General features: G+C 55.6%; 8 protein-coding genes. 3 read left to right on the top strand and 5 right to left on the bottom strand.

Annotated features, from left to right (window positions below):
* From R2A130_RS07920 to R2A130_RS18445, 3 genes are all read right to left on the bottom strand, one after another.
* A complete protein-coding gene (locus R2A130_RS07920) occupies positions 1-1,455 on the bottom strand; it encodes a cytochrome ubiquinol oxidase subunit I (protein WP_009464522.1) in 1,455 nt (484 codons plus the stop codon).
* Positions 1,456-1,578: 123 nt separating this feature from the next.
* Positions 1,579-2,493, bottom strand: a complete 915-nt coding sequence (locus tag R2A130_RS07915) for a sugar kinase (protein WP_009464521.1) — start codon at positions 2,491-2,493, stop codon at positions 1,579-1,581.
* Between the two features lie 142 nt (positions 2,494-2,635).
* On the bottom strand, positions 2,636-15,703 hold the full coding sequence (locus R2A130_RS18445; protein ID WP_009464520.1) for a VCBS domain-containing protein: 13,068 nt from the start codon (positions 15,701-15,703) through the stop codon (positions 2,636-2,638).
* Positions 15,704-16,795: 1,092 nt separating this feature from the next.
* Here R2A130_RS18445 and R2A130_RS07905 point away from each other — a divergent pair.
* Complete coding sequence (locus R2A130_RS07905; protein WP_009464519.1) at positions 16,796-18,169, top strand: UDP-glucose/GDP-mannose dehydrogenase family protein; 1,374 nt, start codon at positions 16,796-16,798, stop codon at positions 18,167-18,169.
* A 15-nt stretch (positions 18,170-18,184) separates the two neighbouring features.
* Here R2A130_RS07905 and putA read toward each other — a convergent pair whose 3' ends face one another.
* The gene (putA, locus tag R2A130_RS07900) at positions 18,185-21,652 is read right to left on the bottom strand and encodes a bifunctional proline dehydrogenase/L-glutamate gamma-semialdehyde dehydrogenase PutA (protein ID WP_009464518.1); all 3,468 of its coding nucleotides are present in this window, start codon (positions 21,650-21,652) and stop codon (positions 18,185-18,187) included.
* Positions 21,653-21,762: 110 nt separating this feature from the next.
* On the opposite strand from putA, the gene R2A130_RS07895 reads away from it, so the two are divergent.
* Positions 21,763-22,233, top strand: a complete 471-nt coding sequence (locus tag R2A130_RS07895) for an Lrp/AsnC family transcriptional regulator (protein WP_009464517.1) — start codon at positions 21,763-21,765, stop codon at positions 22,231-22,233.
* Positions 22,234-22,235: 2 nt separating this feature from the next.
* Here the strand turns inward: R2A130_RS07895 and R2A130_RS07890 are convergent, their stop codons facing one another.
* Positions 22,236-22,745, bottom strand: coding sequence for a flavin reductase family protein (locus R2A130_RS07890; RefSeq protein WP_198008676.1), 510 nt, complete (start codon positions 22,743-22,745; stop codon positions 22,236-22,238).
* A gap of 335 nt (positions 22,746-23,080) precedes the next feature.
* Between R2A130_RS07890 and R2A130_RS07885 the strand changes: the two genes are divergently transcribed.
* Positions 23,081-23,767 (top strand): formate--tetrahydrofolate ligase (locus tag R2A130_RS07885; protein WP_009464515.1); only part of this gene is annotated, 687 nt, incomplete at its 3' end.

Raw genomic sequence — 23,767 nt, 5'->3', positions numbered from 1 at the left:
CTATTCCCCCGCCACAGGAGCAGCATCACGACGGGCGAGCTCCTCTTGAACAGGCGTAATACCAGCAGTTCTGGTTGGCCCTTCCACCACATCCTCCATAGATGGCTCGTCGTATTTCGGAGCCTTGGACATGAGGCGAAGAATGTAGAATGTGCCTGCACCGAAGAGCGCAAAATAGACCACGATGAAGGCAACCAATGATGTTGCGACCGCAGGTGCTGCCAGTGGAGCAACTGAATCTGCAGTCGTGAGATAACCGTAGACCGTATAGGGCTGTCGGCCCACTTCGGTCGTTACCCAACCAGCAAGAACCGCGACTAGTCCGGAAGGCGCCATCAATACCGCAGAGCGATGTAGCCAGGGCGACTCGAACAGCGTGCCCCTGAACCTAGCCCACAGCGACCACAAGCCTATGCCAAGCATACCCATCCCAATCGCAATCATGATGCGGAAGGACCAGAACACGATGCCGACCGGTGGCTGCTTATCGTCATCGATTGTGTCGAGGCCATCCAGTGGTGCATTCAGGTCGTGCTTCAAAATGAGCGACGAGAGCTTCGGGATACCGAAAGCGTAATCCAGCGTCTGCGTCTCATCATTGGGAATGCCAAACAGATATAGCGGCCCACCTTCGGGATAAGACTTATAGTGCCCTTCCATCGCCATGACCTTGGCCGGCTGATGCTCCAGCGTGTTCAGTCCGTGGAGGTCGCCCAACACGATCTGGATCGGTGCAACGATTGCCGCCATCCACATGGCCATGGAGAACATGGTCTTCGTCGCCTCTGATGGCGATTGGCCAGCACGCCAGCTGCGAAGCAAATGGAATGCTCCCACGCCGCCAACGATAAACGCCGTGGTCAGATAAGCCGCCGTTACCGTGTGCAGCAGGCGATACGGGAAAGATGGGTTGAAGACGACCTGCCAAAAATCTGTTGGCAAGAATTGCCCCGTCACCGCGTCGATCTCGAAGCCTGCAGGCGTATGCATCCATGAGTTGACGGAAAGAATCCAAAAGGCCGAAAAAAATGTGCCGAAAGCGACCAGCGCAGTGGCGAACATGTGCAACCTCGGCCCAACCCGTTCACGGCCAAACAGCATGATTCCCAAAAAGCCGGCTTCGAGGAAGAATGCCGACAGCACCTCATAGGCCATCGGTGCGCCAATGACCGGTCCCGCCTTGTCTGAGAAAACTGACCAATTGGTCCCAAACTGATAGCTCATGACGATGCCGGACACGACGCCCATGGCAAAGGCAAGTGCAAAGATCTTCACCCAATATCTGAACAATTCCAGATATTTATGATCACCTTTCCAAAGGTAGAGTGCATTCAGAACGGCCAGAAAGCTGGCCAGACCTATTGTGAAGGCCGGAAAGAGAAAGTGAAAAGACACTGTAAAAGCAAACTGGATACGGGCCAAAAGCACAGCATCCAAACTGGACAAAAATTCCACGACATTCTCCGACGCATCAATATGAAATGAACCTGCGCCTGCTTTTCCGTAAGCTCAAGCATCCTTTTGGGTCGGATCGTCGCGCAACTTTCGTTGAAGCTAGAAGTCGATCTTCACCGGCAATCAGCCTTTCGCGATGGCATCGGCGCAGACAATCGCACCGGGATATTGCACCACCTGAGATGCGAGATCGTGACCGGCAAGCAGACAGGTAGCCTCGCCTTCACCACGCAAAAAGGCCGCCAGATACCCGCCGTTGAAACTGTCTCCGGCAGCCGTTGTGTCATGAACTTTCGAGGCAGGTCTGAACTCTGGAAGCGCATCCGAATTCAGGTTTGGCGAGACAGGCCCCTTTTCACCTCGTTTGATCGCGCAGGCCGTCCAACTTCCCCGACTGAACCTTTCAAAAACCGCTGCTTCGTCAGACTCACCAAACAGGGCCAACTCGTCGTCGAGCGATGGCAAGGCGATATCGGCGATGTCCCACATATGGCGCATCACGGCGCGGGCGGTTTCGACGTCCTCCCACAATGCCGGACGGTAGTTGGAGTCGAATGCCACCAGCGCGCTTCCTGACTTCGACAAACCTTCAAGAGCGTCCATCAACCGTTGCCGGGCATCAGACGGCATAATCGCCAGTGTGATACCCGACAGATAAACTATCCGGGCTTTCGGAAGTAAGACGTGAGACGAGGCATCAGCAAACAAACCACGAGCGGCTGACCGGTCACGCCAGTAAGAGAAGCTGCGTTCCCCCTGATCATCCGTCGCAACGCTATAAATCCCGATCTGCGCCTGTTCAGTCCGCTCGATAAATTCGGTGTTGAGATCTTCGGAGCGTGCCAAAGCTTCTGCGCTATACGACAGCGGGTCCAAACCCAGCCGCGTCATGTAAGCAACTGATCCGGAAGCGCCCAGCGCACGCCTGCAATAGACGGCGGTGTTAAATGTATCGCCTGCAAAACCAACGCTAAAGTCGCCATTAACGTCGCGCCGGAGTTCCGCCATCACCTCACCAATGGCCAGACAATCCAACATATTCTCACCCTTCATCTGTCGCTAGACGCCCTGTCTAGCACGGCCAATCTTCGTAAAGCTTCGGCTTCAATCGTAAAAGCACAAAGAAAAAGGCACCCCGCTTACGCAGGGTGCCTTCGGTTCGTTGAAGACAATGGCTGCCTTAGCTGAAGGTGTAGTCATCGGCTGTGAGGATATAAGTGCCCTGAATGATGAACTGCTCGGCAGCATTCACACCATCATCGACTTCGTAAACCGAACCACCAGCACTCGCAGCAACCTGCGTTACCGTTGCACCAGCAGCGTATCCGGTAAACTCGATGGAGTCGCCAAGACCAGCACCATTACCGTCGAAGCTGGCCGAGATGTAGTCCAGATCCATTTCGCCCTGCGTGAAGACGAAGACGTCATTGCCGCCGGAACCTTCCAGGAAGTCCTGTCCATCGCCACCGTTAATGATGTCATCACCAGCAGTACCGTAGATCTGGTTGTTCAACTCATTACCCGTAGCGGAGGTGGCCCCCATCTGCATGATGAGCACTTCGAGATTGTCGCCGAGCACGTAGTCGATGCTGGCATAAACCGTATCGTCTCCCTCACCTGCAAGCTCGGTCACGATGGTTGCGGCATCGGTGACGCCGTAGGTGTCATTGCCTGTACCGCCCAAGAGGGTCGAGGCTCCGTCTGCGCCGAGAATATCGTTACCGGCACCGCCCTGGATCGTGTCGTTACCACCGACACCAACCAGCATGTTGTCACCATCATTGCCGATAATCGTGTTGTCCAAGGCGTTGCCCCGTGCATTAAGATTATCGGTCCCGGTCAATGTCAGATTTTCGACATCGGTGCTGAGCGTGTAATCCACGCTCGATTCAACTCTGTCGATACCTTCGTTAGCAGATTCAGAAACGACGTCGGCAATATTGTCGACGATGTAGACATCATCGCCATCGCCACCCCGCATCGCGTCGATGCCGGTACCACCATCAATGACATCGTTACCAGCGCCGGCAGCTATGCCGTCGTTACCGGCGAGCCCTCTAAGTACGTTGTCGCCACTGTTACCGAACATGATGTTGTCGAGGTCATTTGCAGTGACATCAACTGCGCCGCCTGTCGTCACGATAGCAGCTTCGACATTGTCGCCCAGAGTTGTCGTCGCTGACGTGTAAACCACATCGTAGCCTGCACCGACATCCTCGGTGATGGTGTCACCAATATCATCGACAATGTAAATATCGTTACCGGTGCCGCCCGACATAGTGTCCGCGCCCGTACCACCGTCGAGGATATCGTTCCCATCGGCTCCGACGAGCGTATCATTGGATGCAAGACCAGTGAGTTGGTCTTGATAGTCGGTTCCGACCAGCAGGTCAGGGTCTGGCGTGCCCAAGATCTGCTCGCGCAGACCGTTGACGATAATGGTCGCCACCGCTTCGTCTGTTCCACCTTCACCATCAGAGACGGTATACGTGACCCGCAATTCGGCTGTATCACCTGGATCGAGCCTGTCAAAAACAGACTCCACCCCGCTTGGGATACCAGCACCAGGATCAAACAGAATATCGCCAGCAGATGCGGTGAGATAGCTATCAAGCTCCGTTAGATCGGCAGCGGTGAGGTTTTTCAGACCTGATACATCAGCAATCGTAAGACCTGCGATTGAAGAGACAACCAGAGTGTCGCCATCGGCGTCCAGGTCGTTGGCTGTAACAGCCAGAGTCGCAGCCACGTTCTCGTTGAGACCAAACGGCCCATCAATTGCAGCCACTGGCGCATCGTTCGTGGAGTTTACGGTCACGATTGCCTGAGCCGTCGTTGTCATATCTCCATCAGAGATGGTGTAGGTCACAGTTGCTGTACCGAAAAAATCAGGATTGGGGTTGAAGACCAACTGGCCACCGACAATGCCCACAGTCCCGTCAGCACTCTCTGCAGAAGTTATGAAGAGTGCATCCATGTCAGGATCGGTGTCGTTGGACAAAACGTCGATAGTGATCTGCGTATCTTCTGCACCGCTCGCCGTATCATCGACTGCAACAGGCGCGTCGTTGGTGTTTGCGACATTGATGGTCAGTGTGGCTGTTGCAGGCGTGGAGCCTGTAATGCCATCACTTGCCGTGATGACCACCGGCAGTGAACCGACATCGTCATTATCCGGCGTCCATGTAATTGCACCCGTCACAGTGTCGATCACAACACCTGCATCAATCGCTGCGGCATCAATCGAATAGCTCAGCGTATCGCCATCGGCGTCCGAGAACAGTCCGTCTGGTAGCGTGTAAACGAACGCATCGTCTTCCGTCGCACCAGCAGATTGCACGGCAATGGACACCGTTGGATTGTCATTTCCATTATTGATCGTGACCACAAGATCGGTGCCGTTGATTGCGCCGTCCTCGTCAATGACCGCGATGGACAATGTCCGATCGCCAACTTCGGCGTCATTGATGACACGCGTCAGCGTGATCACACCGGTGGCATCATCAATCTCGAACAACCCGTCGTCGTTGCCTTCAAGGATCGCGTAGGAGACGGCGCCACCATCGGCGGTGTCATTACCGTCAGCCGTTGCAACCGCCGTTGTCGGACCATTGCCTTCAACAAGCGTAATGGTGCCTGCAAAGTCTGCAATCACCGGCACATCGTTCTCAGGATCAACCGTTATACCGACAGTCATTGTAGAAACTGTTGGAACGCCGCTCGCACCAGTGCTCGTAGCTGTGATCGTGAAGCTATCTGAACCGTTGAAATTTGCATCTGGGGTGTAGGTGTAGGTGCCAGCATTCAGGTCTAGCGTTACATCGCCGTTCAAGGCGCCGCCATCGGCAGTGGCCAAGCTGTACGTGACCACATCACCATCAGCATCCACAGCCACAGGGATGACGCCGGTCACACCAGCATCCTCACTGGTGGAAATCTGCGGCACATTACCGGAGAATTCTGGACCAAACAGATCAGCCGTCGACAGGTCGACCGTTCCGGTCATTCCGTCCGAGAAGCGGAATGTTTCGACATTCGAGATGACATCGTTTCCGTTCGGGCCGGACACCAGAATATCTTCGCCATCAAGCTCAATGGTGTATTCGCTGCGTTCTCCGGAGAATATGACAACATCAACACCGGTGCCGCCGTCAATTTCATCGTTGCCGGCACCTGCCGCGATCGTATCGTCACCGGAACCTGCGAAGATGAAGTCATTACCGGTATCGTCTGGAATGGTTGTAGCAGCAGCACCAGGATCAACGTCGGCAGCACCATCGCCGATCAGCAGTTCGATCTCATCATCGCCGGAGCCACCATAGATGAAGTCATCTCCGGCACCGCCGGTGACATCATCGTCGCCACCACCGGCATAGATAATGTCATCTCCGGCAAGACCATCGATTTCTTCACCAAGGTTGTAACCTGCGCGGCTAGCTGCGGTCCCACCAGGGGTATTCGCGTACGAACCGTTAGCTGTGATAAAGTCGTCGTCACCCGTACCGATGACGATCTCGTTGGCACCGTTGATTGTGATTGTGACGGTGCGGGTGGCTACAGCACCGGCATTCTGCGAGTCCGTGATATCAATCGTATAGACAGCAGTTACCGTCTGATCCTGATCGAGGAACTGCACCGCAGAATTGCTGACGGTAAAGGTCGTCCCGACCGTACCCGTACCACCTGCGCCGTCTGCAGTTGAAACCACAGCGATAAGCGCGTTTTGGAGAGTTCCAACCAGTGCAGTGTAAGCAGGGTCCGATGTATCGACCGTAGCCGACGCTGAAACCGCAGCTACTGCGTCAACCGAGGCTGTATGCGTATCGGTGAAGTCCACATCGGTGAAGTCCAGAGCATCTTCAGCAACCAAATCACCCGACATAACGCCGATATCTTCGGTAACTGCACTTATCTGATCGAGCGACGTAAATGTCGGCGCGTCGTTGGTACCAGTGATGGTGACCGTAATTTCTTGGGTATCTACACCACCATTCCCGTCAGAAACGGTGACAGGATAAGTAACTGTCACCACCTCTCCGGCTGCCAGGAAGTCCAGATCATCGTCACCAATCGTGTATGTCCAACCCACTGAACCATCATTGGTGCCTGGCTGGCCGCCTGACGGTACGAGAGTTAGGTCTGCGGTTAGTGCAGTGACCTGTGTTCCATCCAAAGTGGATATGCCGTCGTTGGGCAAATAGGTGATTGCGGGATCACCAATTGAAACGGTTGGTGCATCGCTCAGATCGACATCGGTAAAGATCACTATGCCATCGGTCGTCTGAACGCTGCCTTCGCTAGCAGCGAGATCCACAATCTCTGTAACGCTACCAGTGAGATCGGCAGTGACTTCTGTCCCGTTGACGGAGACAGCATCTCCATCGGCATAGACGATAGGCGCGTCGTTGCTGCCTGCGATTGTGACCGTAAGTGTTTGGTTGGCAGTAGCTGCCGCGTCATCGGTGGCAGTGACGTTGTAGGTCAGTGTCACGCTCTCGCCGTGGGCAAGAAAATCGATATCGCCCGGATCAACCGAATAGGTCCATCCCACCGCACCATTGTTTGCGCCAGGTTCGCCGCCAACAGGATCGATGACGATCATAGTCTTCAGCGCGGTTTCCTGTGCGGGGGTCAACGTACCTGCACTATAAACAGCAACGATGTTGGTTGGCGTGTTGTCGATCGAAATGGCAGGCGTGTCGTCTGCATCCAGATCGGTGAAGACAATCGTACCGGAAGCAGATGTCAGGTAGCCACTGTCGGCATCCACATCACGGGCATCCGACAAACGAGTGTCACCTTGGTTGCCGCTGTAGACCGCACGAGTGGCCAGATCGACATTCACCGCATCGCGGAGACCTTTGAGTTCAGAGCTAATAGTACCGCTAAAGCGGGCATTAATTGACGCATCTGCAAGATTGCCGAGCAGATTGTCATGCAGGCTCTGGTCACGCTGGGGAGTGGAGTCAGCATCGCCGTTATCTTCGGTATATTTTGCGGTGACATCGGTGAATGCCGTGCCGCCATTGTCAAGATATTCAGCGTACTCAATTCCCAAACGGACAAAGGCTTCATCGATAGCCGGCACTGATGTCGGAGCAGCGTTCACATAGGCTTCGTCGAGGATGTCCCAAGCCACTGCAAAAGCTTGTTCTACATTGCCACCAAGTTCAGCGGTGAGTTCTCCAAAGCTCGTGTCAAAGCTCATTTGGCCCGGATTTGCCAAAATAGATTGTACATCTGCTTCCATTTCAGGGGTTACGAGGCCGGCTGCCGGTTCAAGGCTGACCTGACCAGCCGCACCGTTGATACCGGCTGCTTCGATGCCGGAAATATCGCCCGGCTCACCAACGGTGCCGGTCAACTTGGCCGTACCGATGGTGACGCCATCCACAACGGTTGTGTTGCCATCAGCTTCCAGAACCGGAGCGTCATTGCTGCCTGTTATCGTGATGGTCACCGTTTCGGTGGCGGTGGAATCCTCATTATCGGCATCGCCGGAGAAGCCGTTTCCGTCATCAACCTGCACGGTGTAGGTCAGCGTCAGCACATCACCATCGTCGAGGAAATCGAACGCGGCCAGTGATGAATCCAGACCGGTAACTGCACTGTCGAAAGTCCAATCGAGCGTGCCAGCGGTGGCGCTACCGCCAATCACCGCAGCTGCTGGTAACAGCGAAAGCATGGCCAGAGCCTGTGCATCGGTGATGTTATTGGCAACCAGTACGCCTGTCGTGGAACCGGCAGACACTGTGGACATGGTACCGTCATTGTTGACGACAACCTGAGTGACGCTGGCCGTTACCTCATCGGACGTATCGACGTCGGCAATGGCAAACGAACCGTCAGCGGAAACCGATGCGTTGGTTTCTTCGAAACTGGCGTTTTCAACATTGTCACCGCTTTCATTGGTCGCGGCATCACCATCATCAACCGTGTCGGCAGACACGATGGTGGGTTGATCGTTGCGGCCCTGCACAACCACTTCGACGGTCGCGATGGAGCGGGCGCCATCATCATCCTCAATGATGTAGGTGAAGCTGTCCGTGATGGTTTCGTCGTTGGCGAGTGCCTGCACGGTCGTGGACGCTGTGGGGTCGTAGGCGATTTCCTGCGTGCCGGCATTCAAGGTTGCCGTGGCGCCCTGCTGCGTCGTTATCGACAGCGTTGAGGTTGCAAGATCGGTTTGCGTCTCTTCACCCAGCGCGACGATAGTAAGTGCTTCGGGTGCTGCATCGACGTCCGTGTCGTTGGCCAGAAGCTCGGCTGCCGTAATGGTGGCAACCTCGTCTTCGTCGGAATAGGCACCGCCGCCCCCGATGGGAGCTGTCGCGCCATATTGTGTGATGTGAAGTGTGTAGGTAGTCCCTGCCGGCACCACTCCGAAGTCGTCATACACTCGAACAAAATAAGTTCCAGCGTTGGCAATTACCAAATCAATGTTCGGGTCTCTGCTGTCTGCAGAGCCCGCATCAACGGGCGATATCGAATCGTTGGAAGCACCCAATTCGATGCCGTTTGAGTCCAAAACCCTCAAAGACAAATCAACGTCGGTTGAATTTGCACCAGCCTCGTCACCGAAGTCGATGTCGAATACAAACCGCGTGCCCGGATTAGCTACCGTGAACTCGAACACATCCTGAGTGTTGTCGCCTGTACCGACGATAGACACATGCGGCTCCGTCGCAGAATCCTGTACATTCGGGTCAGCAAGCAGAACAAAGGCACTATCGATGTTCTGTGCAGTGAAGATATTGTCGTTCGGCTCACCGTCAGCGTCGATTACAATTCCAGTAAAGCCTGCACTGCCCAAGGCATCATTACCGGCCACGGGCGCATCGTTCGTACCCGTTACGTTGACGCTCAAGGTGGAGACGGATTCCGCCCCTTGGCCATCGGTTATGCGATAGGTGAACACCTCATCCACCGTGACACCGGTGTCCAGTGCATCCGTGGACGCACGGGTGTTGTCCAATTCGTAGCGGTAGGACCCATCATCGGAGATAAACAATACTCCATAGGTTCCATCAACCGCGAACTCGCCCACCGTTGCGTTGAAGCGGCCGCCATCGGCCTCACCTGCAGCATTGGTCTGGGTCGTCTGCGCGTTTACAGCGAAGGTTGCCGCGTCGACCTGTGTCGGATCGGTTTCGGTGCCGGTTTCGGCACCGTTGACCACGATTGTATCGTCAGCGTCGGCATCAGTATCGGCAGTGCTGCCGTCGGAATCGCCAATAATGACCTCACCGGTGACAGTCGGCGTTGCGCCGTTGCTGGCCTGGGTGGCGAATGCACCAGTGTCAAGAGTGACAATTGTACCGAGCTCGGTAACGCTGTTCGTGTCAGCATTGGCCACCGGCCCGTCATTGGTGCCGGTAACGGTGATGGTGACCTCTTGCGTGTCGGAGGCAGCAGGCGTTGCGTCATCGGTAACGGTGATGGTGTAGGTCAGCGTCAGACTGTCGTTAAGGTCGAGGAAGTCGAAGCGGCCCTGCTCGTCCTCGAAATTCCAGGTCAGTTGGTCGGTTGTTTCGGTGCCGTCCAACACATTGGTGGGATCAACCGTCAGCAGCGCCAGCAGGTCCGCGTTTGAAATGTTGACGCTATCGACTGTTTGCGCGGCGCCAGTACCTGTGATGCTGATCGTTCCTGCGCCGGTAGATGCTGTAACAGCGGTAACTGCCGCTGTGACAACATCACTCGTGTCGGCATCAGAAACAGTGAGTGTACCCGTGGCCGCCAGATCGGCTGTGCCAGAGCCTGCGTCTGCATCGTCATCTTCGTTGACGGTTGCAGCAATGGAGTTTGCCCCGGACAGACCGGTTGCCAAAGACCCATCAGGATTGAGTTTTATAGTGGCGAAGCTGTTGCCTCCTTTACCGACAACAATGATGGAGCCGTCAGGCAATTCTACGAGATCATTGGCCTCATCATTGGTGTTCGATCCGATATCGACCAAGGCATAACCGCCAGTGCCGAAACTCGTATCCAGCGCTCCGGTAACGCCATCATACTTTGCGATACCAAAATCGTTGCTGCTGCCACCAACTGCACGGCCTGCAACAAGCAGAGAACCATCTGCCAACTCGATGACGCTTTTGGAGTATTCATTACCTGAAATATCCGACGTCGCGATCCCGCCAGTGCCAAAGCCTGAGAAAGGATTGCCGTCGGAATCGTATTTCGAAAGAGTGAAGTTCGCACCTGTTTGACTGACCGCAACGATCGAACCGTCTGACAAGGAAATCAGTGTCTCTATGGCATCGTTAGCGCCAGTGCCCGTGGTATCGGTCACGACGACACCAGCAGTGCCGAAGCTCGTGTCCAGCACACCTGCGGGAGTGAACTTGACTAAACCGGAGTCCTGGGGCGATCCGCCGGTACGGCCACCAACGACTATCGAACCATCCGGAAGCACTGTCAGGCTTATTCCGAAGTCGACAGAAGCCCCGACATCAGCGGTAACGATACCATCGCCTCCACCAAAGCCTGTATCTGGGTCGCCATCTGGATCGAACTTGGCTAGGCCAAAGTCCCACTGACTTCCGTTATAGCTGCGGCCTGCAGCCAGAACGGAGCCGTCAGGTAGAGCGATAATGTCGAAAACATCTTCGTGATTAACGATTCCAATGCTCGCAATGCCAGTTCCGGCACTGCCATAGTTCAAATCAGGCGAACCATCAGCGTCGTACTTGGCAACATAGAAATCGCGGGAAGTGCTAGCACGGTATCCACCGACGAAGATCGAGCCATCCGCCAACGTATCGACAGCCTTGCCGATATCATTGCCACCAAGATCCGTGATGACAACGCCACCGGTGCCAAAATTGGTATCAGGCTCGCCACTTGAATCATACTTCACCAGCGCGAAATTGTTGTTGCCCGAATTGCTTAAGCCTGCGGCCAAGAAACTACCGTCGGAAAGAAGCGCCACACTCTCCGCAGTGCTAGATGGAAGATTGGTCGTGACGATGCCGGTGCCGGAACCAAACGTGCTGCCCGCATCAACCGAAATCACCGGCGCATCGTTTGTCCCGGTCACGGTCACCGTCACCGTCTGCGTATCGCGTGCACCCAGATCATCGATCGCGGTGTAGGTGAAGGTCGTGTCGCGGATTTCGCCTGCGGCTAGGTCATCGAATTCACCATTGGCGTCAAACAGGAATTCGCCGAAGTTGGCACCGTTTGAGCCCGAACCCGCAATTAAGGTCCCGCCATTCGTTCCGACGAGATCCCAATTATAGCCGAGCGTATCGCCTTCCGGGTCGACGACAGTCGGCGCAATCACAACTGTGGAGTCCTGATCGGTCGCACCTGTGGCATCTTCTGCGCGCGGCGCATCGTTGGAACCGTTAACGGTGATCACGACATCCTGCTCGTCGTAGCCGCCTTGTCCGTCGGTCACACGCACGGTGAAGCTTTCCGTTGGCACGTCTAGATCATCAAGCTGGTCGGCTTTTGTCTGATCAATCGTGTAGGTCCAGCCCCCATTCTCATCGATTACAAATGTGCCGTAATCACCGAGAACTTCGTTCTCGTTTGCGCCCGCAGTCTGGCCTGTACCTACCTGCACGGACCAGTTGTCATTGCCGGTATTATCATCCGCATCAACGTCGGAAACGGTCAGCGTGCCGGTCGCAGTCGGTGTGCCGGCGCTATCTTCAACACCATCGCCATCCAGTGCCTGTTCGGTAACGCTGCCGGAATTTTCACCAGCTGCAAACGCGATGACAGGGGCGTCATTCGTGCCGGTGATGTCAAAGCTTACGGTCGCCGTGCGCGGGTTACCGCTGCCATCGTCAACGGTGTAGATGAAGGATTCCGTCAGGCTGTCATTCTCGTCCAGCGCTTCGGTTTTTGCGGTGTCGAGAGTGTAGGTGAAGCCACCCGAGGAGCTGATGGACAGGTCACCGTAGGTACCAACCGAGACTTCTATGTCGCCGAAAGCGACCGCAGTAATGGTGCCATTGAACTCGATGAGCGTAACGCGTTCGATATCGTCGGTAACAATCGACCCGCCATCGTCATCGATGTTGATGTCGTTGTCGAGCACATTGCCGGTTGCAATATTGCTCGTGGTGCCGGGCAGGAAATCGTTGGCCGTACCGGATCCGTCATCATCGCTACCCAATTCAGAGACAGCATTGTCATCATCGTTTTGGGCGAACACGAGCGCGTTACCATTAGCGTCGATATCGATAACGATATCGCTTGCATCGACCTCGAATGCGTCATCACCCGTGGCCTGAAAACGAATGGTTTCCGCCTGTGAAATCGTGTCGGTGCCTTCGGTGCCACCTGCTGTGCCAAAAGCACTGTTCACCGTAAGTGTTGCCCCGGTCTGGACAGCCATGCCGTCGACCGCAGTGCCGGTTTCGTACACAACCTCATCGTTGCCGATGCCGCCGTCTATGGTGTCGTTGCCGGAGCCACCCACAAACACGTCATCGCCCGCACGGCCTGAAATTATGTCGGAACCGCTGCCGCCTTCAATGCGGTTTTCGCCGCCATCACCGGAAAGCGTATCACCACCGGCGGAACCGATGATGTTCTCGATGTTGTCGAAACTGTCGAAACCACCGGAGTTACTGGAACCATCGATCTGGCGGCTAACGCCATCTGCACCGGTGGAACTGGTAACAGAGCCGATGCCCTGAAAATCAACGTTTACAGCTTGGCCCGGGTCGGTCTGGTCGCTGTAATCAACCGTATCGATACCATCACCACCATCGATGTGGTCTGCGCCATTACCTTGATTGTTGATGGCGGTCGAACCCAGTTTGAACGTATCGTTGCCATCGCCGCCAAGAAGCGTATCAGCGCCTTCAAGGCCGATCAGCGTGTCATCGCCTTCGCCCCCGTCAAGAATATTGTTGCCGCTGTTGCCGATAAGAATATCGTCGCCCGCACCGCTGGTCGCGTTTTCAATATCTTTGAGAATATCAACACCGATAACCGGATCAGCCGCCCCGCCTGGCAAGATGCCGCTCAAAAGGCTGGCTTCTGTCGAACTGGCAGGCAAATTCGTGGCGTAGCCAACGCCATTGATGTCTTGACCAGCGAACGCTGTATCAACATCGACACCGTTGATTGTCGTGCCTGAACGGTTTTCACCGCGTAGATCAACGACCATATCGGTTGCAGCGGTGATGGACGGATAGGTCACCGTATCGCCCAGCGCGCCGTTGTTGCCGCCGTCGATGTAGTCGTTACCGCCGCCCATACCGGCAATAATCGTGTCGTCACCGTTGCCGCCGAGACCGACATCATTGCCGTCGCCAAGGGTGATACGGTCGTCACCATCACCGCCATCGATAAAATCGTTGCCCGCGCCGCCCTGCAAGCGATCCGCGTTCTGGCTGCCAACCAACGGTCCAGCGAGTTCGATGGAATCCGCAGCAAGGAGAATGTTGGAACCTGCGCCGATAAAGGTGTTGGACGAAATGTCGACGCCGGTATACGCATCGGCTCCGGTGAGCCGCACGGCACCGAGCAACGCCTCCTGATCGTCGAATGTGTTGTTGGTGATCGTCAGGCCGTTGATGGAGCCTGCCGGACCATTAGTGCCCGCTTGCGGACGGATCGCGAAGAAGCTGTTTGTGAAGTCATTGTTGTCGATGACAAGATTTGAAAGATCGCCGTTACCAAGCGTCACGATGCCGTCATAGCCGCCATCGAAAATGTTGCCAGTTACCGAAATATCCGATGAACCACGCTCGGACATGGACACCTGCAAGCCATACGCACCGGCATCGAAGTCTGCCTGAGTTCCCTTTGGATCGACCAACCCAAGCGAAATGTTGTTGCCAGAAAATGTTACGTCTGTTGTGCCATCCAGATTGACGCCACGACGCCCGCCTGCGCCTGCATCATCGTGGTCGATCACATTGTCCGTGAAGGTCACACCATCAATATTGAACAGCGTCACAGCTGTCGCATCATTACCGTTCAAACCGGTGAAATTGTTCTGCGTAATCGTCCAATTGGAAGCGACAGCCGTTGAGCTGCCACCAAGACCGAAACCATTGGCGATGAACTGGTTGCCATCGGCGTCAAGGCCGACGAAATCGTTATTTTGGATTGTGATATTGCTGTAGCTGTCGGTACCCGTCGCACCATCGCGGATCGACGTGTTCACAGTATCGAACTCAAATCCGTCGATCGTCACATCGTCTGACACGAGTGTGATGGTGCCTGTGATGATGGATTCCGCAACACGAGCGCCGTCGGCTCCTTCAGTACCTACATTGGCGCCGTTGATCGTCAGCGCTTTGTCGACAACGATATCACCGGCAAAGGTACCAGCCGCCACTGTGATCGTATCGCCCGGCTGAGCCGCGTCAATTGCAGCCTGAAGAGACATGCCGGAGTTCACGATGAATGAGCCGTCGGGAGCTGTGATGGCAGCGACTTGTGAGGTGCCGGGTGCACCAGCTTCGAAAGCCGCAAGTGCTGTGTCGGCGTCAACCTTTGTCTCAAAGAAGAAGCTCGCTGGAGTATCTGATCCTACGGCAAATTTGATTTGAAAGCCGGTAGGTATTCCTGCCCCGTTAACGGGAAACGACCCAGGCAGATCTACTGTGCCGAGGTTGGTGGTCGCCGAACTGTCCTGAGCGTAAATCTTGACCGGCTCGCTTGCGGTGTAAATGCCTGCAAAAGTTATGTCGCCAGTTGTCTGATCATAGAATCCATTGGCGCTGTAGAGCGCAACCGAGCCCCAATTGTTGTCAAGCGTTTCGATATCGGTGAGCGTAACGTTGGCTGTGTCGGTCAATGCAAAACCGTTACCGCCGGTATTTTCACCGTCCGCAGTAACCCGCGTGAAGGAGATGTTATTGCCGCCGTTCACATCAATCTCGGTAGTGGTCGACCCTTTTACCGTTACATCGGTCAGCGAAACATTTTCGATACGGCCCGTTGCAAGAAGACCCGAAGCTGGCTGGATCTTAATGCCGTAGTTACCACCGCTTCCACCCGCAGCTGGCCCCTGAACGGTGAGGCTGGCCATGGATGCTCCATCGGCATCAATTTTGACGCCATACCCATCAATTGCGCTGGCATTGATTACGACACCGCCCTCGCTTTCACCGACGATCGCTACACCGATATTAACATTCAACGTGCTTGTCAGAATATACGGGCTGCCGCTGTTGGACAGATTGATCGTATCGCCAGCAGTAGCCGCATCAATCGCCGTTTGGATCGTCGCGTATGTCGTTGTACCTGTGGAAGAAACTGTAATGGTCATCGGGTCGGTCCTTGGTTTCGCGAGCCGCCTGCCTTGCAAGTGCGCTCTGCTGAAAAGTCTGGAAAATGGGAGCTTTGGTCTTCGGAATTATCGTGTTGCCTAGCGGCAGAAGTCGGCGCTCACCGTTGGCGGCCGCGCGGCTCTTACAAGAGCAGTGGCTGAGCACAATCTTGTTCGCGTGCTGTTCCGTAAGTGGAAGAACGCGGTGCATCTCATGAGCATCGACACACAACGCTCAATGCGAATTCGAGCGCGGTCTAGTGTTTGTATAGGGCGTTCATCTCTGAAACTGCTACCGAACAAAACGGGGCGGGGCTGGCCACACGTCATACTACTGCTTCCTCAGGCTGCGATTATTTTCGCTGCCACACCAAGCAACTAAGCAAGGCATGGCAGTTGGCCAGCGCAGAAAGCTATGAAGATAGGAAGTCGGCAAAAATATCAGCCACAATGATCAAAATCATCAAGCGCCTGTTTTTACTGCCTAAAAATACAACGTCCGGGTAACTGCGATTTTTCAATCGCCAAATTTCGCGCCCTTACCCAGTTTACTGCGCCTGCCTGTCCCATATCCAACTAAAACTACCCAAAGCAAACGTGAACATTATATTAACGTTTTGCAACCGGACACACGCCAAAACATGGAATTTCAAAGTTATTCTTAGCTAGGCATCGATAAGCAAAATCTATTGATCATAGAACTAAGCGAATATTACAACTTGGAATTGAACTGAAAAATGAACTGAATCAACATCTTCGATTGATGACCCAAATATGACTGACCCGAATTTGGCGGTATGTTCAGCTGTTAACCAATGTCGATAAATCTCTCTTAAAATTCTCTGGAAAAGCAGCTGCTAATCCGTTCAAGCGCTTTGGCACTTTAATCAACAGTCTCAATCTTCCCCTGCGACGGAGGGTTTCAATGCCATGTGAAGATGTGAACAGGCACGATTTGCGAAATGTGTCTTGTTACGGCAAAGCGGATGGACTCATTTTGCAGTATCCGGGAATTTTTAGATAACTCCCGGAAACCTTACATATTCAATAGACTGACTGGCTGAACGCTTAGCCCAAACATCGAGGTTCCCCATGAAGATTGCCATGATCGGCACAGGCTATGTCGGCCTTGTCACCGGGGCCTGCCTCGCCAAAATCGGCCACCGCATCATATGCGTGGACCGCGACAATGCGAAAATCGAAACCCTGAAGCGCGGCGAAATTCCCATTTACGAACCCGGCCTGTCCGAACTGGTGACCAAGAGCGTTGCCAAGGGGAAACTGGAATTCACCACCGATCTAGCTGAGGCAGTGCAGGCAGCCGATGTTATATTCATCGCGGTTGGTACGCCTCAGGCTGATGATGGCCGCTCCGACCTCACGCAAGTCGAAGGTGCAGCAAAACAGATCGCTAAGGCCGCCAACGGGTCAAAAACGATTGTAGTGAAGTCCACGGTTCCGGTGGGCACAGGCCGCCGCGTTGGTAGAATTTTGGGCAAACACGGCGACGACCATGAATTCGAAGTCGCATCCAATCCGGAGTTCCTTCGCGAAGGTGCAGCCATTGAAGACTTCATGCACCCTGACCGCATCGTCATCGGCACACAGACAGAAGCTGGCGCTAAAACCATGCGGGCGATTTACGCGCCATTCGACAATGGCACCCTGCCCTTCGTCATGACGAGTTTGGAGACGTCCGAGCTTACAAAATATGCAGCCAACGCTTTCCTCGCCACCAAAGTCGCCTTCATCAATGAGATGGCGAACCTGTGCGATGCAACAGGCGCGGATGTAACTGAACTGGCCCGCGGCATCGGTCTTGATGAGCGCATCGGCAAGCACTTCCTGCAACCAGGTCCGGGCTATGGCGGCTCGTGCTTTCCCAAGGACACGCTGGCGCTCACCATCCAGGCGCAGGAGGCGGACACACCGACACGGGTTGTGGAGTCAGTCGTCTTGTCGAACTCCCATCACATCCGCCGCCTCGGTAAGAAAATCGCAGACTTCTGCGCCGACAGTTGGGGCGTCGATCGTAAGCTGCCGTTGTTGGGCAAGCGCATCGCGGTGCTGGGCCTCGCCTTCAAGGCGGAGACCGACGACATCCGCTCCGCCGCCTCCACCGTGATTATTCCACTGCTCATCAAACAGGGCGCCGAGGTTATCGGCTACGACCCGCAGGCCGCTGAAGCCGCTGCCGAACAGGTGCCCTTCTTGCAGACGACCAAGAATATGGACGAGGCGCTTGATGGCGCAGATGCAGTCGTTGTGCTGACGGAATGGCAAGTCATCCGCGACGTGGATTGGAACCGTGCCAAGCACAAACTCGCATCACCCGTGGTGGTCGATATGCGCAATCTCTACGACCCACACACCATGGCAGCCGCAGGAATCCATTACGCGTCAATGGGTCGTCCGCTCATTGAGCCGGACCTTACGCCTTCTCCAAAACTGGTGTCCGTCGGTTAGGCCTGATGAGGCGGCTTATGCCGCCTCTGCTTCCGCAACCGCAGGAACCTCGCCACCCAGCAGTTCGGCATTACCACCGGCTGCCGTTGTGTTGATGCAGATATGGCGCTCCTGAACCAGATACGGTTCGACGTCGCGGGATGTGACCAGTGGCACAATCGCGCCGGTGCGAGATGCGAGCGCACGACGAACATCGCGAGCATCGTCTGACCAATCGATCACCGCGCCAATGTCTTCCAGCGCAGCCAGCGTTTCCGCAGACACGCGACCATCAAGCAAACCACCCACACCCGGTGCAACTGCAATAGCAGCGCAACCGAGCGCAGCGGCGCGCTTCACCTGTTGCTGCGCTTCGTGGGCCGATGGCCCAAGGCACAAAACACGCCCACGCGGAAGCAGGCTCCAGCGGTTGGCCTCGCCGGTTGGTCCGGGAAGTGTGCGCTCTTCTATCGGTTTCGCAGATACGGAAACTGCAGCAAAAGCGTCCTCGATAGCTTCCAACGACACCTCACCACCTTCAGGGTTCGGCGATGAAACCAACTCCTGTTTTGTAAAGCGCGGCAGATAAAGCGGGCCACCGGCTTTCGGACCCGTGCCCGAAAGCCCTTCGCCACCGAACGGCTGCGAACCGACAACAGCGCCGATCTGGTTGCGATTGACGTAAATGTTGCCTGCTTCAACCGAGCCAGCGATGTGCTGAACGCGATCATCGATGCGGGTGTGCAGACCAAAAGTCAGGCCGTACCCCGTCGCATTGATCGCGGCGACAACGGCGTTGATCTCTTCGGCTTCGAAGGTTGCCACATGCAGCACCGGCCCGAAGATTTCCTCTTCCAGATCAGCAATGCTGTTCACCTTCAAAATCGTCGGTGCGATAAATGTGCCATCAGCAGGAACCGCGCCCTCTGCGATCAACCGCCCTTCGGCACGGGCGATTTCGATATGATCGGCAATCTTCTTACGCGCCGCTTCGTCGATAACCGGACCAACATCGGTCGCGAAATCGCGTGGGTCACCAACGGCCAATTCATCCATCGCGCCGCGCAACATTTTCATCATGCCTTCGGCAACATCAGCCTGGACATAAAGCACGCGCAACGCGCTGCATCGTTGGCCGGCGGATTGGAAGGCGGACGCTACGATGTCGGTAATCGCCTGTTCCGGCAGCGCAGTGGAATCGACGATCATGGCGTTCAAACCGCCGGTCTCCGCAATCAACGGTGCGCGTGGAGCGAGATGTTCGGCCATGGAGCGGTCGATAAGTTTCGCCGTCGCCGTAGAGCCGGTAAAGCACACACCGTCGATGGCAGGGTTCGAAACCAGCGCTGAACCAACCTCACGACCGGAGCCGGGCAATAACTGCAGCGCGGCTTTTGGAACACCGGCTTCGTGCAGCAGATCGACCGCACGATGCGCGATGATAGACGTGGATTCCGCAGGCTTGGCCAGCACGGCATTGCCAGCAGCCAACGCCGCTGCAATCTGACCGCTGAAAATCGCCAGCGGGAAATTCCACGGCGAAATACACACGAACCGACCGGCAGCAACTGGATCGAGACCTTCGGCCTCGTCGGCATAAAAACGTAGGAAATCGACCGCCTCGCGCAGCTCGCCGACGCAGTCGTTCAATGTCTTGCCCGCTTCGCGGATCAGCAGCGCGAAAAGTTCTGGCGCATTCGCCTCGTAAAGATCGGCAGCGCGACGAAGGGCTGCGGCGCGTTCTGCAACCGGCGCACTCCAAAGCGATAAAACAGACACCGCCTTCGCGACATCATCTTCATTGCACCACGTCACCTCGCCGACAGATGCGCCCGTTGCAGGATTTGTGACTGGCACCACCTGTCCACGTCCAGAGCCAACCGACCAGTGGTGATCGTCGAACTTCGAGATTGCATCGTCCAAACGCTCGAGCACTTTAGGGTCGGACAGGTCTTCACCGTTGGAATTCTTCCGCTCGCCGAAGAGATCAGCAGGACGCAAAATCGCCGGGCTGGCCGGGTCGTAAAGATAAGTCTCCACCCGCTCGAACGGATCAGCCGCCACATCTTCCGGCGGCACGTCCTCATCGACGATCTGGTTTACGAAGGAGGAGTTTGCACCGTTTTCCAGCAAACGACGGACCAGATAGGCCAGCAAGTCTTTGTGCGCGCCCACTGGTGCATAGATGCGGCAGCGGGTGTCGTGGCGCTCCCGCACCGTGCCGTGCAGCGCTTCGCCCATGCCGTGAAGCCGTTGGAATTCGTAGGTCTCTTTGCCCTTGCCCATATGAGCGGCCATTTCCAAAATGGCAGCAACGGTGTGCGCGTTGTGTGTGGCGAACTGGGGATAGATGCGGTCGCTCATACCCAGCAGTTTTTGCGCGCAGCAGATGTAGCTGACATCGGTCGAAGGCTTGCGCGTGAAAACAGGAAACGCATCGTGACCTTCCACCTGCGCGTGTTTGATTTCCGTGTCCCAATAGGCACCCTTTACCAGCCGCACCATGATGCGGCGGTCAAGCCGCGTGGCGAGATCGTGGAGCCAGTCGATAGCGTCCGGCGCACGACGACCATAGGCCTGCACCACGACACCGAACCCGTCCCAGCCTTTGAGCGCAGGACGTGAGAGAACCTCTTCGATCACCGCAATCGAAAGATCGAGCCGGGCCGCTTCTTCCGCATCGATGTTCAGGCCGATACCGGCAGACTTCGCTAACGCCGCAAGCGCCAATACGCGCGGCACAAGTTCGTCCATGACGCGGGCAGCTTTCGCCGTTTCGTAGCGTGGATGCAGCGCGGAGAGCTTGATCGAAATGCCGGGGTTCTCGCGAATGTCTTCGCTCTTGGCATGGTGGGCGATTTCAGAAATCGCTTCGCTGTAGGACAGGTGGTAGCGGCGCGCATCGCGCTCGGTTTTGGCCGCCTCACCCAGCATATCGTAGCTGTAGGTGAAGCCTTTCTTTTCCTGCACCTTCGCGCGCTTAACAGCGGCTTCGATACTTTCGCCCAACACGAATTGACGACCCATTTCCTTCATCGCCCGCGACACCGCCTGACGGATGACAGGTTCGCCCAGGCGTTTTATCGCCCCGTGCAATACGCTGGAAACCGACCGCTTGTTCTCGTCGGAATCGTCCAGCACTTTACCGGTTATATAAAGCGCCCATGTGGAGGCGTTAATGAGCGGCGAGTGGCTGTGGCCAAGATGGCGGCCCCACTGGCTGGGCGCGATCTTGTCTTCGATCAACGCGTCCATCGTTTCCTCGTCCGGCACCCGCAGCAGCGCTTCGGCAAGGCACATGAGTGCAACACCTTCGTCCGACGACAGCCCGTATTCAGCAAGAAACAGCTCCATCATGCCCGGTTCACTATCGGTGCGGATCGCCTTCACCAGACCAACGGCACGTTCCGCAATGCGAGCGCGCAAATCGTGTTGAATATCTGCATGATCGAGCAAGCGGCGCAGGGCGGCTTCTTCTGATTTCGGGGCGGCTGGAATAGGCATGATGGGTCTCCTCTTCTGCCATCATACATTTGCTCCAATAGGCATTTCACCTGTATTGCTTTTTCATACGCAGACAATTCTCTGTTTAGAGGCCCGTGAGCAGGACTAAAATGGCAACAGAACACAAGCAGTTGGACAATCTGGACCGGAAAATTCTGGCCGCCCTGTCCAACAACGCCCGTATCTCCATCACCGACCTTGCCGATCAGATCGGCCTGTCCAAAACACCATGTTCAGCAAGGGTCAAACGGTTGGAAGATGATGGCATCATCACCGGCTACCGCGCGGTGGTGGACCCTGTGAAACTGGGTCTCGATCACATCGCATTCGTAGAAGTGAAATTGTCTGACACGAGAGCTAGCGCTCTCAACGCCTTTGGTCGAGCGGTGCAGTCACTTCAGGAAATCGAGCAGTGCCACATGATCGCGGGCGGCTTCGACTACCTGCTGAAAGTGCGAACGAGGGACATCACCACCTATCGGCATTTTCTCGGCGAAACACTATCTGCCCTGCCAGGTGTTGCGCAGACCTCGACATATGTCGCAATGGAAGCGGTGAAGGATGTGGCCCTTCTGGAGTAGCGCTACTCTGCGGCCTCGCTGGACGACGGGCGCAAGGTTCTGGCGGAAGCGTATCCTCCGGCAACATGAAGAAGACCCTTGCCCGACATGTGCTCGAAAGACGTAACTTCGCCTACGATAATCCAGTGGTCGCCACCTTCGTAAACCGCATATTGCGAGCACTCAAAACGGGCCAGCACATCGGGCAGTTCAGGAACGGAGTTAGCATCACCATTCCAGTCGAGACCGGAAAATTTATCGGTTCCGGTTTTGGCAAAGCGGTTCGATAAATCGGATTGTTCAGTGTGCAAAACATGCACTGCAAAATGCTGCGCATCGCGAAACGCTTCTCCGGACAATGCTTTTTTCGCAGCGCTCCACAACACCAACGGCGGGTTCATGGAAACCGAGCTGAAGGATGATGCCGTCATGCCAACCGGCGCGCCATCGCCATCGCGCGCAGTGACGATAGTCACGCCGGTGCCAAAGGTCGATAAAGCGTCACGAAACTCGCGATCGGTGAAATTGCTCAAACTATCGAATCCTGTTTTCAGTCGATCACGCTTGCGGCACAAGATCATTGGTCCGCGCGATGTATGGTTCCCTATCACACTTGTGGAAGATGCTGGAACCCATGATTGCGAGCACAATTACCGGAATTCCTCTCGGTACCGTGCGGCAAATTCAACAAGCAAAGGACGCGAACCAACTACATAAAAATGTAGAGGGATGCTTCCGGTAAAACTGGTCGCAAACGGAACAGCTTGTGAGCGTATATGACTTCCCCAAAGTGCGGCGGCGTGCCACACGGGAAATGGACGCGGAGAACCAAAATCTCCGTCTTGCAACCGTCGGAGAGGATCTGACCATGGCTTTCAAAACTGACATTGAGATTGCGCGCGAAGCGAAGAAGAAGCCTATTCAGGAGATTGGTGCAAAGCTCGGCATTGATGCTGCCGATCTGGTTCCCTACGGCCATGACAAGGCGAAGATCTCGGCCGAATTCATCAAGGCGCAGGCCGGTAAAAAAGACGGCAAGCTGATCCTCGTGACCGCCATCAACCCGACGCCCGCCGGTGAAGGCAAGACGACGACGACGGTTGGTCTCGGCGATGGTCTGAATGCGATTGGCAAGAACGCAGCAATCTGCATCCGCGAAGCGTCCCTCGGCCCATGCTTCGGCATGAAGGGGGGCGCTGCCGGCGGTGGCTACGCGCAGGTGGTGCCGATGGAGGAGATGAACCTCCACTTTACCGGTGATTTCCACGCCATCACATCCGCTCACAACCTGCTGTCGGCGATGATCGACAACCACATCTATTGGGGCAACGCGCTGCGTATCGATAACCGCCGCGTGGCCTGGAAGCGCGTCATCGACATGAACGACCGGGCGTTGCGCGATATCGTGACATCGCTTGGCGGCGTTCCCAACGGCTTCCCCCGTCAGGCCGGTTTCGACATCACGGTAGCGTCCGAAGTCATGGCGATCCTGTGCCTGTCCAACGATCTGGAAGATTTGCAGCAGCGTTTGGGCGACATCATCATCGCTTATACG

Source organism: Ahrensia sp. R2A130, from assembly GCF_000179775.1.
Taxonomy (GTDB): domain Bacteria; phylum Pseudomonadota; class Alphaproteobacteria; order Rhizobiales; family Rhizobiaceae; genus Pseudahrensia.
The sequence above is the reverse complement of the archived record's forward strand: the minus strand, read 5'-3'. Positions and strand labels throughout refer to the sequence as shown.